General features: G+C 58.5%; 17 protein-coding genes. 4 read left to right on the top strand and 13 right to left on the bottom strand.

Annotation, left to right across the window (positions count from 1 at the left end; all coding sequences use genetic code 11):
* The first annotated feature begins 74 nt into the window (after positions 1 to 74).
* The 4 genes from ACR0NF_RS08385 to ACR0NF_RS08400 all read left to right on the top strand — a co-directional run bounded on the left by ACR0NF_RS08385 (position 75) and on the right by ACR0NF_RS08400 (position 3,833).
* Positions 75 to 794 carry a helix-turn-helix transcriptional regulator gene (locus tag ACR0NF_RS08385; protein WP_480470886.1) on the top strand — a complete coding sequence of 240 codons (720 nt, stop codon included), beginning with the start codon at positions 75 to 77 and terminating at the stop codon, positions 792 to 794.
* Between the two features lie 81 nt (positions 795 to 875).
* On the top strand, positions 876 to 1,514 hold the full coding sequence (locus tag ACR0NF_RS08390; RefSeq protein WP_480470885.1) for an acyl-homoserine-lactone synthase: 639 nt from the start codon (positions 876 to 878) through the stop codon (positions 1,512 to 1,514).
* A 61-nt stretch (positions 1,515 to 1,575) separates the two neighbouring features.
* On the top strand, positions 1,576 to 3,108 hold the full coding sequence (locus tag ACR0NF_RS08395; protein WP_480470884.1) for an ATP-dependent DNA helicase: 1,533 nt from the start codon (positions 1,576 to 1,578) through the stop codon (positions 3,106 to 3,108).
* Positions 3,105 to 3,833 (top strand): SDR family oxidoreductase, encoded by a 729-nt coding sequence (locus ACR0NF_RS08400; RefSeq protein ID WP_480470883.1) that lies wholly within the window; start codon positions 3,105 to 3,107, stop codon positions 3,831 to 3,833. Before ACR0NF_RS08395 ends, ACR0NF_RS08400 begins: the two co-directional genes overlap by 4 nt.
* A 3-nt stretch (positions 3,834 to 3,836) precedes the next feature.
* On the opposite strand, the gene ACR0NF_RS08405 is transcribed toward ACR0NF_RS08400, so the two are convergent.
* The 13 genes from ACR0NF_RS08405 to ACR0NF_RS08465 all read right to left on the bottom strand — a co-directional run bounded on the left by ACR0NF_RS08405 (position 3,837) and on the right by ACR0NF_RS08465 (position 14,739).
* Positions 3,837 to 4,601: a TIGR02186 family protein gene (locus ACR0NF_RS08405; protein WP_480667269.1), complete on the bottom strand. Its 765-nt coding sequence runs from the start codon at positions 4,599 to 4,601 to the stop codon at positions 3,837 to 3,839.
* Between the two features lies 1 nt (position 4,602).
* Positions 4,603 to 5,523: a sulfite exporter TauE/SafE family protein gene (locus tag ACR0NF_RS08410; protein ID WP_480470881.1), complete on the bottom strand. Its 921-nt coding sequence runs from the start codon at positions 5,521 to 5,523 to the stop codon at positions 4,603 to 4,605.
* 227 nt (positions 5,524 to 5,750) lie between these two features.
* Positions 5,751 to 6,761, bottom strand: a complete 1,011-nt coding sequence (locus tag ACR0NF_RS08415) for an ABC transporter permease (protein WP_480470880.1) — start codon at positions 6,759 to 6,761, stop codon at positions 5,751 to 5,753.
* The gene (locus tag ACR0NF_RS08420) at positions 6,761 to 7,855 is read right to left on the bottom strand and encodes an ABC transporter permease (protein WP_480470879.1); all 1,095 of its coding nucleotides are present in this window, start codon (positions 7,853 to 7,855) and stop codon (positions 6,761 to 6,763) included. Before ACR0NF_RS08420 ends, ACR0NF_RS08415 begins: the two co-directional genes overlap by 1 nt.
* 3 nt (positions 7,856 to 7,858) lie before the next feature.
* Positions 7,859 to 9,388: an ABC transporter ATP-binding protein gene (locus ACR0NF_RS08425; protein WP_480778064.1), complete on the bottom strand. Its 1,530-nt coding sequence runs from the start codon at positions 9,386 to 9,388 to the stop codon at positions 7,859 to 7,861.
* Between the two features lie 81 nt (positions 9,389 to 9,469).
* On the bottom strand, positions 9,470 to 10,468 hold the full coding sequence (locus ACR0NF_RS08430; protein WP_480778065.1) for a BMP family lipoprotein: 999 nt from the start codon (positions 10,466 to 10,468) through the stop codon (positions 9,470 to 9,472).
* Positions 10,469 to 10,617: 149 nt separating this feature from the next.
* Positions 10,618 to 11,037, bottom strand: a complete 420-nt coding sequence (locus ACR0NF_RS08435; RefSeq protein ID WP_480659310.1) for a GNAT family N-acetyltransferase — start codon at positions 11,035 to 11,037, stop codon at positions 10,618 to 10,620.
* Positions 11,034 to 11,621, bottom strand: coding sequence for a tRNA (adenosine(37)-N6)-threonylcarbamoyltransferase complex dimerization subunit type 1 TsaB (tsaB, locus tag ACR0NF_RS08440; RefSeq protein ID WP_480659311.1), 588 nt, complete (start codon positions 11,619 to 11,621; stop codon positions 11,034 to 11,036). Before tsaB ends, ACR0NF_RS08435 begins: the two co-directional genes overlap by 4 nt.
* Positions 11,611 to 12,174, bottom strand: coding sequence for a NifU family protein (locus ACR0NF_RS08445; protein WP_480470874.1), 564 nt, complete (start codon positions 12,172 to 12,174; stop codon positions 11,611 to 11,613). Before ACR0NF_RS08445 ends, tsaB begins: the two co-directional genes overlap by 11 nt.
* A 69-nt stretch (positions 12,175 to 12,243) precedes the next feature.
* Positions 12,244 to 12,837: a DsbA family protein gene (locus tag ACR0NF_RS08450; RefSeq protein WP_480778066.1), complete on the bottom strand. Its 594-nt coding sequence runs from the start codon at positions 12,835 to 12,837 to the stop codon at positions 12,244 to 12,246.
* Positions 12,838 to 12,846: 9 nt separating this feature from the next.
* On the bottom strand, positions 12,847 to 13,302 hold the full coding sequence (locus ACR0NF_RS08455) for a universal stress protein (RefSeq protein ID WP_480470872.1): 456 nt from the start codon (positions 13,300 to 13,302) through the stop codon (positions 12,847 to 12,849).
* A 53-nt stretch (positions 13,303 to 13,355) separates the two neighbouring features.
* Entirely contained in the window at positions 13,356 to 14,219 is an 864-nt protein-coding gene (locus ACR0NF_RS08460) for a branched-chain amino acid aminotransferase (RefSeq protein ID WP_480778067.1), read from the bottom strand.
* A gap of 58 nt (positions 14,220 to 14,277) precedes the next feature.
* Positions 14,278 to 14,739 (bottom strand): Lrp/AsnC family transcriptional regulator, encoded by a 462-nt coding sequence (locus ACR0NF_RS08465; RefSeq protein WP_480778068.1) that lies wholly within the window; start codon positions 14,737 to 14,739, stop codon positions 14,278 to 14,280.
* Between the last annotated feature and the right edge of the window lie 79 nt (positions 14,740 to 14,818).

The raw sequence follows: 14,818 nt of genomic DNA on the forward strand, positions 1-14,818 counted from the left end.
ACAGCTTGACGATACCAGGCTGATCGCTGCGGCCGAGATCGCGTCCTTGAAGGATGAGGCTTGCGCGCCGACGAATGGTAACACAATTCGATTTGAGCCAAATCCTCGAGGATTTGGAAAGCACCAGCACGCTTGAAGAGCTGACCAATGTTTCGGTCCAATTGCGAGACCGGTTGCAGATCGATCACATCACCTATCATTGGGTTGACGGCGCCGGAGACCAATATGGGTTTACCACTTACTCGGACGCTTGGGACGAACGATATCGGGACAAGAATTACCATCGGATTGATCCCGTCATATTAGGCTGTTTTCAGCGCTTTCATGCGGTGGACTGGAAGCAATTGAATTGGTCCGGCAAGGCAGTGCGCGCCTTTTTGGATGACGCACTGGCGCATGGCGTTGGCAATCAGGGCTATTCAATCCCGTTGCGCGGTCCAAGCGGGCAATTTGCGCTGTTTACGGTGAACCACAATTGTGACGATAAGACCTGGCAGAGCTTCATTGCGACTTATGGTCGTGATCTGATTCTTGTGGCGCATTTTCTGAATCGCAAAGCGCTGGAATTTGCCAAGGATCGGCAACCGGAAGCCACGCGCAGCCTCTCACCACGTGAAATAGATGCCATGACGCTGTTGGCGCTCGGCTATAGCAGGGCGCAGGTTGCGCATTCACTTTCGATCTCGGAACATACATTGCGCGCCTATATCGAAAGTGCGCGCGCCAAACTGGGCGCGCAGAACACGACTCATGCCATCGCAACGGCGCTCAGCCGAGGTTTAATAGTCGTTTAACGACCGTACGTTGCCCAAACTGCAAATTAACCACAAGTACGTACCCCCTTTGTTCCAAGTGGACGACAAGGGGAATACGTCATGTTGCGTTATGTGTACGCGGACGAGCTACATAAATTTCCAGCTCTGGCCAGGGGGATGTTTCGGGACCGCGCCGATCAGTTCAAAACCCGGCTGGGATGGGATGTGAAGGTTAACGAACACGGGGAAGAGCGGGATCAATATGACGATCTGAACCCGCTCTATGTGATCTGGGAAGAGGCGGATGGCAGTCATGGCGGATCGATGCGGATCCTGCCGACGACTGGCCCGGTGATGGTAAACGAAGTATTCGGGCACCTGACCGGAGGCAGCCCGATCTGTAGCCCCTTGATCTGGGAAGTGACGCGGTTTTGCCTGTCACGCACCGCAAGCGCGCATACGGCGGGGGCCATCATGCTCAGTGGGGGCGAGGTGATGGAAGGCTTTGGCCTGACTCACATCGCGGGCGTGTTTGATGCGCGCATGATCCGGATCTACCGCATGATCGGGTCTTCACCGGTGGTGCTGGGTTCGGAAGGGGCTGGTCGGGATCAGATATCGGTCGGTCTGTGGCCTTATTCGGCAGACGATTGTAACCGGGTTGCGGCCCGTGCGGGCATCCCGCGTGAGCTGTCCCGACTGTGGTTCAAGACGGCGTTCGGCAACACCGCACAGCATCGGTTTGCTTTGTCCGCCTGACCCGGGTGGAAATCGCATTCGGTGTCTGGTGGCGGGCGGCGCGTCCCTGTAGGGTCGCGCCATGTCCTTGCCCCAAGTCACCTTTTCCGAAGATCAGGCCACCGCCTTCGACAACATTGCCGAGATGTTGCGCACCGCCGGTGTCGACCTTCACGACGATGCTCTGCTGAAACTGCCGGGAGGCGGGCAATCGGGTGTCATGGCTGTGATTGGTAAGGCGGGATCGGGTAAAACCCTGTTACTGGCCGAGCTTTATAAGGCGTTGGCCGAGTCCGGAGTCAACCTGATCTCGGGCGATTTCGAAAGCCGCAAAGCCCGAGATAAGCGCAGCCTTGCGATCCTTGCCCCGACGAACAAAGCCGCCAGCGTATTGCGTTTGCGTGGTGTGCCCGCGACGACCATTCATCGCATCCTATACACTCCGGTCTACGACCCGGAATATGAGCGGATCGCGGAATGGTTGGCCGGCAATGACGAACGGCCCGAGATTGAGGGGCTGACGGACGAGGCGCTGGATCGTGCTGCCGCGTTTTATGCCAACAACAAATCCATCCCGGGTGCTTTGGCTGCGGCCGGATTGCGTGGATCCGACTTCATCACCGGCTGGAAGCGCCGAGAAGAGCCTTTGGACATCGGCTTCGTTGATGAGGCCTCTATGCTGGACGATCGCCAGTTCGAGGATTTGAAGGAGATTTTCCCTACATTGCTGCTGTTCGGTGATCCCGCGCAGCTGGCGCCTGTGAATCAGTCGGGCTCAATGGTGTTCGACAGCTTGCCAGAGCCGCGCAAACAGATTTTGCACCGGGTGCATCGGCAGACAGCGGACAACCCGATCCTTGACCTCGCACATGCACTGTCCGACCCGGCGATGGGATTTGAGGATTTCGAACGTCTGATCGAAGAGACTGCCCGTAAGGACGACCGTGTGATCTGGGGGCAAAGGGTCGAGGTTGATCTGATGGCGCGCAGCCCGGTTCTGGTCTGGCGCAACGCCACCCGAATTCGTCTGATCCAGGCATTCCGCAATGTTCATGGTGCGCCAGAGACAGAGTTGCTGGAAGGTGAGCCACTGATTTGCGATGGCATTGAACTGCCTTTGAAGCACCGCAAGAAGCGGCTGGACCTTGAGGCGCGTGGCCTGATCAAGGGCGCGCAGGTCATCTATCTGGGTCCCGGTCGAAAGCCTGGGTTCTCGCGCCTGCACGTCATGGGGGCCGAAGACCCCCAGGTCAGCGCGGCATCGATTGTACAGATCGAAAAACCGGATGAGGAAGAGCCGTTCATTCCCTATGCTGCCCGTATGGGGGCCACATTTCTGCACGGTGCTGCCGTGACGATTCACAAGGCGCAGGGGTCCCAGTGGGATACGGTTCAGGTGTTCGCGCCCGATATCTACGCTGCTGCCCGCATGGGACGGACCGAGGCAGGGCAGCCCTTGTGGAAGCGCCTTGCTTATGTGGCCATCACCCGTGCGCAGGAGCGGCTGGTCTGGGTGGTGCGTAATCGGTTGTCCAAGCCGACCCACCCCCTGCGCGTGGACGATTTGCGGGCCGAGGCTGCGCCTGCACTGACTTTAGAGGCAGAAGAGACATGAAAACGATCATAGTCACCGGCGCTAGTTCGGGCATAGGCCGAGCGACGGCCGAGCTATTCCTCTCCGAGGGATGGGTCGTCGGATTGTTGGCGCGCAGCGCGGACAAGCTGCACGAGATGGCCGACCGGCGCGACAACGCAGTTCCTCTGGTCGCGGACGTGACCAATCCTGATGCCGTTACAACCGCCTTCTCTGAGTTCATGGCGAAGGCCGACCGACTGGATGTCCTGTTCAACAACGCTGGCATTTTCGCGCCCGGCGGCACCATCGACGAGATCGCGCTTGAGGACTGGTACAACTCGGTCAATGTAAACCTGAATGGCATGTTTCTATGCGCCCGTGCAGCGTTTGCAGCCATGCGGGGACAGCAGCCTCAGGGTGGGCGGATCATCAACAACGGTTCGATTGCGGCCCATGTGCCGCGCCCGAACTCGGTACATTACTCGGCGACAAAACACGCAATTACCGGCCTGACCCGCAGCCTGTCTTTGGATGGGCGCGCGTTTGGTATCGCCTGCGGACAGATCGACATTGGAAATGCGCGCACACCGATGATTCAGGATCTGGTCGACAAGGCCATCGCTGCAGGGAAGACGCCCGACCCAACCATGGATGTCGACGATGCAGCCCGTTCGGTTTTGCATATGGCCAGTTTGCCGCCCGAGGCGAACGTGCAGTTCATGACCGTCATGGCAACAACCATGCCCTATATCGGACGTGGATAGCGCTTAATTCTCGCGCAATAACCGGAAGGCGGTCGATGCCCCCCAACCTGCAGCGATGGCGATAGCCAGCGACATCAGGCCGTACCAAATCGGCTGCTGACGGGACATATTATATAGAAACCGTTCCAACCCCACCTTACGTACGTCGATCGAGGTCTCAAAGCTTGATACGACATTGCCGCCGCGGGTCAGGAAAATACGGGCGGTATAGTCACCTTCGGTCAGGTCCGAGGGCATTTCGATCGATGTGCGGAACAAGGTTTGCTCATCCACCGCAACGGTGTTTTCCCGGATCGAATACAGCCCTTCGCTTTCGCGGATGCGAATAACCGCAGCCGCAAAGTCTTGCGCGCCCTGAATGTTCATATCTGCGCCAACCGACCGGATGGCGCGCTCGATCGAAACCTTGTTACGCAGATCTTCGGTGTTGGTCAGTACCTCGCCAAACGGTGCACTGGTGGCAACCGCGTAAAAGCTGGGGGCAAGATCGACGACAAGACTGTCAGTGTTCACCCAGATGCCAAACTTCTTTTCTTTACGCCGCACGGTGACGGGTTCGGATGGGCCGACGACCGACACGATCACTTCAAGCGGAGGTCCTTCAGGGATCGGAGCTTCGCGCTTGACCGCACCAAAGACAAGAATTTCCGAGCCGTCGAAATTCGCGGTGATCGAAACGCGGTCCTGAGACAGGCCAAGAACAACCTGTTCTTCCTCGGCGTAAGCCGGCAGGCAGATCAAGCACAGGGCGGCGATCAGACGCAACATCTCAATGACCTCCCGCATCGCCCAGTGAATACAGCTCAGCCGGTTGCAGCAGCAGGTCCAGCGCGAGTTTGCCACAAACCACCAGAACAAGGGCAGCCAGCAGAACACGCAGCTGCTCGGCTGGCATCCGCGCTCCGATCACCGTACCGATCTGAGCACCAACCACGCCGCCGACCAGCAGCAGAACCGCGAGGACTACATCAACCGTATAGTTGGTGGTGGCGTGCAGCATGGTGGTGAACGCCGTCACAAAGATGATTTGGAACAGCGAAGTTCCGACCACCACCTTGGTAGGCATCCCAAGCAGGTAGATCATCGCAGGCACCATGATGAACCCGCCACCCACGCCCATGATCGCGGACAGAATGCCAACAAACAGCCCCACCATCACTGGCGGGATGACCGAGATATACAGCCCCGAGGTCCGAAACCGCATCTTGAACGGCATCGCGTGCACCCATCCGCGTTGACGGCGCTTTGGCGCTGCGCCGCCGCCCTTGCGGGACTTGCGCAGGGCATTTAGGCTCTCGATAAACATCAGGCTGCCGATTACGCCCAGGAAAACGACATAGCAAAGCTTGACCAGCAGATCGACCTGCCCAAGGCTTTTGAGATAGTTGAACAGGATCACACCTAGGGCGGCCCCAATCAAGCCACCGACCAGAAGCACCGTTCCCATTCTAAGATCAACCGTTCGGCGCCTGAAATGAGCCAGAACGCCCGAAAAGGACGATGCGACGATCTGATTGGCCTCAGTCGCGACCGCAACGGCAGGGGGTATGCCGATGAAGAACAAAAGCGGCGTCATCAGAAAGCCGCCGCCCACTCCGAACATGCCAGATAAGATCCCCACCATGCCGCCCAGTCCAAACAGCAAAAAGGCATTTACGGAGACTTCGGCAATCGGAAGATAGATTTGCATGGCTTCTTCTAAACGGGAAGGGTCACGCCGCGCGCGGCAGCGGATCCCGGGACAACGTAAAACTCAACAGACGAAGCGCACGCAACAGCTTGGCCAGTAGGTGCCTGAGCTGCAGAGTTGTTGCGGGGCAAGTCCATACCTCTTTAGAACGGTTGCGGCATACAAAATCAACTCCGTATGCCGCTTTGCAGCAAACAGGACTGCAGGGCAGTCCAGAACTGGCCTTATCAGCGCTCTTTCACATAGGGTTCGCCGCCTGCGCGTGGCGGTACAGCTTTGCCTACGAACCCGGCCAGGATTACCACGGTCAGGATGTAAGGCAGGGCGTCCATGACCTGTACTGGTATCACCACTCCGCCCAGATCGATGTTCTGGAATCGAAGTGCGATGGCCTGCAGCAGCCCGAACAACAGGCAGGCCCACATGGCATGCCAGGGCCGCCATTTCGCAAAGATCAGGGCGGCCAAAGCGATGAACCCGCGCCCTGCGGTCATTTCTTTCACGAAACCTGCTTGCAGCGCTGTTGCCAGATAGGCCCCTGCGATCCCGCACAGCACACCGCAGATCGCTACAGCCGCATAGCGCAGGCCGACGACCGAGACACCGGCGGTATCCACCGCTGCCGGGTTTTCGCCAACCGCGCGCAGGCGTAGCCCGAACCGGGTGCGGAACAGAATCCACCAGGTCAGCGGCACCATCAGGAAGGCCGTATAGACCAGAACGGAATGGCCGGACAGAAGCTCGGAATAGATCATATGCGGGACGTTGGTTTCGGACATCAGTTCGGAAACCGGTTGCCCGGTCAACTCGGCGTCCGTGGGGCCGATGGCATAGGGGAACTCAGCGGATTCAAACCGCCCACCGCCGAACAGGGACGGTGTACGACCGCCCTGCTGAAACCAGCTCTGCGCCACAAGAACCGTCATGCCAGAGGCGAGGAAATTGATCGCAACGCCCGAGATCAGCTGGTTGCCCCGGAACGTGATCGATGCAAACCCATGTAACGCCGAGAGGACCAGAGAGGACGCGATCCCCGCCAGCAGACCGAGCCAGACCGATCCGGTTACCGCGGCCACGGCAGCCGAGAAGAAGGCTGACATCAGCATCTTACCTTCGAGGCCGATGTCGAAGATGCCCGCACGCTCGGAATAAAGCCCTGCCAAACAGGCAAGCAGCAGAGGTGTTGCCAGACGAATGGTCGAATCCAGAACCTGGATGAGAGTCAGGAAGATATCCATCAGGTCGATCCCTTCCGGAAGCTCAGGAACAGCTTTTCAAGCGGCATCCGTACCATGTTGTCGAGTGCGCCGGTAAACAGGATGACCAGCGCCTGAATGACCACGATCAGCTCGCGGGGGATCGATGTCCACAGCGCCAGTTCTGCGCCGCCCTGATAAAGGAAGCCAAACAGGATTGCGGCCAAAAACACGCCGAACGGGTGCGAGCGACCCATCAGCGCCACCGCAATCCCGATGAACCCGGCCCCCTCGGTCGAGTTCAAAACCAGCCGTTCGGCCTCGCCCATCACGTTGTTGATCGCCATCAGGCCTGCCAGAGCGCCCGAGATCAGCATGGCAATGATGGTGATCTTGACCGGCGAGATACCGGCGTAAACAGCCCCGGTTTCCGAATGGCCGTAGGCGCGGATTTCATACCCCAGACGCGTGCGCCAGATTAGAGCCCAGACAACGACGCAGGCGATAAGCGCCACGAAGAACGAGATATTCGCAGGTGCGCCGCGGAACATCACGTTTTCGGCTGTCGAGAACATGGACTGAAAGGTCGGCAGATGCACCGCCTCGGGGAAGCGCGCCGTCGCCGGGTCTTGCGAGCCTTGCGGGCGCATCACGTTGACCAGCATGTAGTTCAGGAAAGCGGCGGCGATAAAGTTGAACATGATCGTGGTAATCACGATATGGCTGCCGCGCTTGGCTTGCAGATAGGCCGGGATCGCGGCCCAGGCTGCACCAAAGATCATCGATGCGGCGCAGGCGGCCAGCAAAGCAATGGTCCAGTGCGGCCAGGGCACGGATAGGCAGACGATAGCAACGCCTAAGCCCCCCAGCATGGCCTGACCTTCCCCACCGATGTTGAACAGGCGCGCGTGAAAGGCCACCGCAACCGCCAAACCGGTGAAAATGAAGTTGGTCGCGTAATAGAGTGTGTATCCCCAGCCATAGGTCGACCCGAGAGCGCCGGTAACCATCAGGTTCACCGCTTCAATCGGGTCTTCTCCGATCGCGAGGATGACAAGTGCCGAAAGGATTGTGGCCAAGAGCAGGCTGATCAGCGGGATCAGTACCACATCGGCCCATTTGGGCATTTTTTCCATGATTCAGGCGGCCTCTCCTGCAACACCGGCCATCAGCAGGCCCAGTTCTTTTTCATCCGTCTCGGCGGGCAGACGCTCGCCCATGATATGTCCATCGAACATCACCGCGATCCGGTCCGAGAGCGAGAAGATTTCTTCCAACTCGACCGAGACCAGCAGGATCGCCTTACCCTGATCGCGCAGGGCGACGATCTGTTTGTGAATGAATTCGATCGCACCGATATCCACGCCTCGCGTGGGCTGACCCACCAGCAACAGGTCGGGATTGCGTTCGATTTCACGCGCAACAACGATCTTCTGCTGATTGCCGCCGGAAAAGCTCTTGGCGGTCAGCCAGCCATTAGGCGGACGCACGTCGAATTTTTCGATCTTGGCTTCCGTGTCGGCGCGCAGGGCGGCATTATCCATGAAGATGCCGCGCTTGTAGGCAGGATCGCGGTGATAGCCGAAGGCCACGTTTTCCCACGCGTGAAACTCCATGATCAGGCCTTCGCGCTGTCGGTCTTCGGGGACATGGGCGATGTGCTGCGCGCGCCGCGCCTGACCGTCCGAACCCGCACCGCTGAGAGCAAGAGGTTCTCCGTTCAGTTTGATTGATCCTTGACCGGGCCGCATTCCGCCCAAAACCTCAAGCAATTCGGATTGCCCGTTTCCAGCAACCCCGGCGACGCCCACAATCTCACCCGCGCGGACCGTCAGGTTGATGCCTTTGACACGCTCGACCCCGGCACCGTCGATGACGCTGAGATTTTCGATCTCAAGAACCGGCTTGCCCGGTTGGGCAGGTACTTTGTCGACCTGCAGTAACACCTTGCGGCCCACCATCAATTCGGCCAGCTCCTGTGGGTTGGTGTCGGCGGTTTTGACGGTCGCCGTCATCTCGCCCCGCCGCATCACCGAGACCGTATCGGTGTTTTCCATGATTTCCCGCAGCTTGTGGGTGATCACGATGATAGTCTTCCCCTCGGACCGCAACCGGTCGAGGATACGGAACAGTTGATCGGCTTCGGCAGGGGTCAGAACGCCGGTGGGTTCGTCCAGAATCAGTATCTCGGCTTTGCGGTAGAGCGCTTTCAGGATTTCGACCCGCTGCTGCATGCCCACACCGATCTCATCGATGCGTTTGTCCGGATCGACAAACAGCTCGTATTCTTCTTCGAGCGCTTTCAGTTCCTTGCGGGCTTTCGCCAGCGATGGTGCAAGCAGCCCACCATCTTCAGCACCTAGAACGATGTTTTCCAGAACGGTGAAGTTTTCCACCAGTTTGAAATGCTGAAACACCATCCCGATGCCCGAGGCGATAGCGGCCTGACTGTCGGGAATGTCGGTCTTGGTTCCGTTGATCCAGATCTCACCTTTGTCGGCTTTGTAGAAGCCGTAGAGGATGCTCATCAGCGTGGATTTGCCCGCACCGTTTTCACCGATGATCCCGTGGATCGTGCCGGGGGCGACGCTGATGGAGATGTCTTTGTTAGCCTGAACCGGCCCAAAGGCTTTGGAAATCCCTTTGAGCTCAATGGCGGGGACGGTCATGTCTTGTCCTCAATTGCCGAAGGGGCCGCATGCGGCAGAATGGTTGCGAGGCGGAGGACATATCCACCGCCCCGCGCGATATCAGAACTGCAGTGCCGGGCAGCTGTCGTTCTCGTAATAGCTGACAACACTCACGTTGCCGTCGATGATATCCTGACGGGCCTTGTCGACCGCGGCTTTCATGTCATCGGAAACCAGCGGAGCGTTGTTTTCGTCCATCGCATAGCCAACGCCATCTTCGGACAGGCCCATGACGAATACGCCGGTTTCAACGCCCTCACCCGCTTTCATCGCTTCATAAACGGCGACGTCCACACGTTTCAGCATCGAGGTCAGAACTTTGCCCGGATGCAGGTGGTTCTGGTTGCTATCCACACCGATAGACAGGATGCCCTCGTCCGCAGCGGTCTGCAGCACGCCAACACCGGTACCGCCAGCAGCGGCGTAAACCACGTCAGCACCCTGGCTGATCTGCGCTTTGGTGAGTTCTGAACCTTTAACCGGGTCGTTCCATGCCGCCGGAGTGGTTCCGGTCATGTTTGCAACCACGTTGATATCGGGGTTCACGGCTTTGGCGCCTTGCGCATAACCGCAGCCAAAGTGACGGATCAGCGGAACATCCATACCGCCGATGAAACCCACGGTGCCGGATTTGGACGCCATTGCCGCCATCATGCCGACCAGATACGAACCTTCATGTTCGGCGAAACCGACCTGACGCAGGTTAGGCGCGTCCAGCCATGTCACGTCGACCACAACAAAGGTCGTGTCCGGGTAGTCGGCCACAACAGCGCTGAGCGGGTCGGCCATGCCGAAGCCCATGGTGATGATCGGGTTCGAGCCCGCTTCGGCAAAGCGGCGCAGGGCTTGTTCGCGCTGGGCCTCGGACTGCATCTCGATCTCGCGGTAGGTGCCGCCGGTCTCTTCCGCCCAGCGTGAAGCACCGTTATGCGCCGCCTCGTTGAACGACTTGTCGAACTTGCCACCCAGATCGAAGATCAAGGCGGGTTCGGCCAGTGCCGCGCCAGCTGTCAGTGCAACCGCTGCTGCGGCGCCCATCAAGGATTTCATAAGGATCATTTGTTACTCCCGTTGGTTATTATCGGTCTGGGGCCAATATACCCCGCCACCCACTCAGAGCGAGCATACTTGTTGTGATGGCGGGAATTAAGGCCGTTTGCAACAGCCCCGGTCAACTGAATTTTGATCGGCTGGTCAAAAAAATTGGATTATTTGCTGTCTAAGTGGCGTTCCATCATGATGGCATCCACTTTCGGGCCGTTATTGCGCCGATAATAGGCAGTGCGCCGTCCGCAGGGCGTATATCCAGACATTTCGTACAATGCGATGGCCGCAGTATTGTCCGCAGCGACCTCAAGAAACGCCCGCGATGCCCCCAGTTGCTGAGCGCGAGCTTGCCAATCTGCCATCACCCGCCGGGCAAGGCCTCGTCGTTGGTATTTTGGGTGAGTCGCGATGGTCAGCAGTTCTGCCTCATCCGCGATTACCTGAAACAAGGCAAAGGATCGCTCGTCGCCAGCAAGATGGGTGAATCGTCCGTTCAGCAGATCAGCAAATTCTGATGCGCTCCAGGGGCGGGACTGCGTAAAAGCCGCCGCATGGATCTTGGCGAGCGCGTCCGGAGTCATTCGTCCAGCAGGACCGGTGGCACATCGCGCGACGGTGCGGCATCGGCAGGCCTGACATAAAGCGGAGCTGGCGACGTTTGGGTGGATTGCCAGCGGCGGGCCGCCAGTTGCGCAATCGCCTCAACCTGACGGGCAGGTTCATCGCAGAAGAACAGGGGGGCAAGCGTTTCCGCTTCGTTGCGAGCGACCAGGCGCGGTGTTGTGTCGGGCTGAATATAGACCTGTTCGCGTGGTGCTGGAATCGCGGGGATCTGACCCGGGGCAGCCAGTTCCGCCAATGCATCGAACCCGGATACTCCGACCGCTGGAACGCTGAGCCCCAGCGCGAGTCCGCGCGCGGCAGAGACAGAGATCCGAATACCGGTAAAGTTGCCTGGGCCAATGCCGACGCCGATCGCATCAAGGCTTTGCCAGCTTCGCCCATTCCGCGTCAGCAGCTCTTCGAGCAACGGCATGAGCCGTTCGGCCTGACCGCGGGTCATGGGCTCGACGATTGTGTCGATGATCTGATCGCCACACAGCAAAGCGGCCGCGCAATGCGCGGCCGATGTGTCAAATGCCAGAATCGTTGGGTCAGACCGCAACGGGGCGTACCTCGGTTACCTCGGGGATGTAGTGGCGCAGCAGATTCTCAATTCCCATCTTCAGCGTCAGAGTCGAAGATGGGCAACCCGCGCAAGCCCCTTGCATGTGCAGATAGACAACGCCGCGGTCAAAGCCGTGGAAGGTGATGTCACCGCCGTCCTGCGCAACAGCGGGGCGCACACGGCTGTCCAGCAGGTCTTTGATCTGGTTGACGATTTCAGCATCTTCGCCGGTATGCTCGGCATGGCCCGAGGCGGTTTGCGCGTCTTCTCCCATTACCGGTTGGCCGGACTGATAATGCTCCATCACCGCGCCAAGGATGGCGGGTTTGATGTGGTCCCACTGAACGTCATCAGATTTTGTGACAGTGACAAAATCGTTGCCAAAGAACACGCCCGTCACACCGTTCACCCCAAATATGCGCTGTGCCAGAGGTGATTTCTCAGCCGCTTCGGCGCTTGGGAAATCTGCGGTCCCTGCTTCCAGAACCGTCTGACCGGGCAGGAATTTCAAGGTGGCCGGGTTGGGTGTGGATTCGGTTTGGATGAACATGGCGCGGCTCCGTTTGCGGTCTCATTGATATGCGCGCCCGGGTCGGGGAAGTCAAGATTTGGAATGGTTCTAAATTGATGCGGCGTAAGAAATCGCATCATCCAGACGGTCATCACCCCAGAACAGCTCATCCCCGGCAACAAAGCTAGGTGCGCCGAATATATCCAGCGCTTTGGCCCGGTCGACCTGCCCGAACAAAGCGGCCTTGATTGCAGGGTCATTGATACGGTCGATCAAGTCAGGTGATGCATCCGCAACCGTCAGGCAATCTGCCAGAAACTGCAGGTCGGAAACATCCCGACCCGCGCCAAACTGCCCCAAATAGACGGCGCGGGAAAAGGTCGCACGTTGGTCAGGATCGTCGATGGCGAGCGCAAGGCGCGCCGCTTTCAGACTGTTCTGAGGGAAGATGTCCGGGCGCTTGAGCGGTAGCTCGCGCGCAGCGCAGAGACGCTCCGTATCGCGCCACATATACCGACCTTTTGCAGGATAAAGGTTAAACGGTGAGGTTTCCCATCCCTGTGCGGCAAAGATCGGACCCAATAAGAAAGGCTGCCATTCGACGGTCACGCCATGATCCGAGGCCACTGTCTCGACCCGCATTGCGCTGAGATAGGAATAGGTCGAGGCGAAATCGAACCAGAACTGGAGTTTCGCGCTCACGGGTCGGCCTCAGGTAATCTCTTCAAGCTTTTCCTTGCTCAGATCGCCGGGCACGATGGTGATCGGGATCGGCAGGCTACCTGAGTTGCGGGTCAGTTGCGTTACCAATGGGCCGGGGCCTTTCTTGTCGGTGCCTGCACCCAACACCAGAACGCCGATCTCGGGGTCGGATTGAACATGTGCGATAATCTCGGGCACCGGGTCGCCTTCGCGAATGGCCAATTCGGGTTCAACTTCTTGCTTGTCGCGCATCCATTTGGCGAAAACTTCGTAATGGGCGTGAATGCGTTCACGAGCCTCTTCGCGCATGACTTCTGCCACGCCAATCCAGTGGTTGAATTCGTCCGGAGGAATGACGGACAGGATCGTGACACCACCGCCCGTATGCGCCGCGCGCATGGCCGCAAAACGCATTGCATTCAGGCATTCGCGGCTGTCATCCAGAACGACCAGGAATTTACGCATATTTGTCCCCTGACTGTTTTCGCGATCATGCCCGACCGGGCATGCACTGGCAACTAGCGGTTGCTCGCGGCCCAATCCCAGTACATCTCGCGGGCGCGGCGGGCAACAGGGCCGACCTGATATTGCGTGTCATCCAACGCGGTGACCGGAGTCACCTTGCTCATGTTGCCGGACATGAACACCTCATCGGCGTTGTGGAAATCATCAAAACTCAGAACGGTTTCGTGCACGGCCACGCCATCTGCGCGCAGGTTCTTGATGTGGCGGGCGCGGGTGATCCCGGCAAGAAATGTACCGTTGGGGATGGGGGTGAAAACCTCTCCATCGCGGACCATGAAGATATTGGCCGTAGCCGTTTCGGCCACGTGACCCATCGCATCCGCCACCAGAGCATTCGAGAACCCTTTGGACCGCGCCTCGGCCAGCATTCTGGCGTTATTTGGATAGAGGCAGCCAGCCTTGGCATTTACGACGGCAGATTCCAGCACTGGGCGACGAAACCGTGTAGTTGTCAGCGTGACCGAGGTCGTTTCGGGGGCCATCGGAATGGCTTCGAGGCAGATCGCAAATCCCGTGCTGTTTTCCTGCGGCACAATCGCAGTAACATCGCCGTCGATGCCCCAATACATTGGGCGGATGTATACGGCGGTGTCGGGCGCATAGGCCTCAAGCCCTTCGTGAACCAACTCAACCATCTGTTCAGTTGTGACGGTCGGAGACAGCATCAACGCCTCGGCAGAGCGGTTCACGCGGTCGCAATGAGCGTCCAGGTCAGGCGTCAATCCGTCGAAGAACCGTGCGCCGTCAAAAACCGACGACCCCAGCCATGCGCCGTGGTCGGCTGCGCGCATGATTGGTGCGTCCCCGTCATGCCATTGACCGTCGAAATAGGTGCGGATGTTTGTGCCGACTGCCATCGTGTTCTCCCTCAGTTCGGGGAAAACCTAGGTTGGGGCTGGCGCAAGGTCCAGTGGTTTATCCATGATGCAACGGCAGTGCTTCGCGTTTGACCATGGTGCGCAGCGCGAAGTTCGATCTGAGGTTTCGAATCCCCGGTATCTGCATCAGCCGGTTTTCCAAGAACGCATCAAAGGCGTTCAGATCTTTCGCCACAACGCGCAGCAGGATGTCCCGAGATCCGGTCATCAGATAGCATTCCATCACTTCGTCGCACCGACGGATCGCTTTCTCAAACGCATCGATCGCATTGCGGTCCTGCTTCTCCAATTCGACCGAGACAAAGATGGAGACGCCAAATCCAAGCTGTTCAGGATCGACCTGCGCGGCATAGCCCGTGATGATGCCATCGCGCTGCAAACGCTCCAGCCGCCGTGCGCAGGGGGTTGGAGACAGCCCGACATGCTCAGCCAGATCGATGACGGTCATGCGGCCATCTTTTTGCAGGGCGCGAATAATCTTTGCGTCTATGGCGTCCATAGAGGAAGTACCTATTAGTTTCTATGTTCTTAGAGAATAACTCCAATCTAAGGCGATATCCAGCTGTACAATGGCGAAA

The sequence above is a fragment of the Ruegeria sp. CF4 genome, assembly GCF_056537345.1.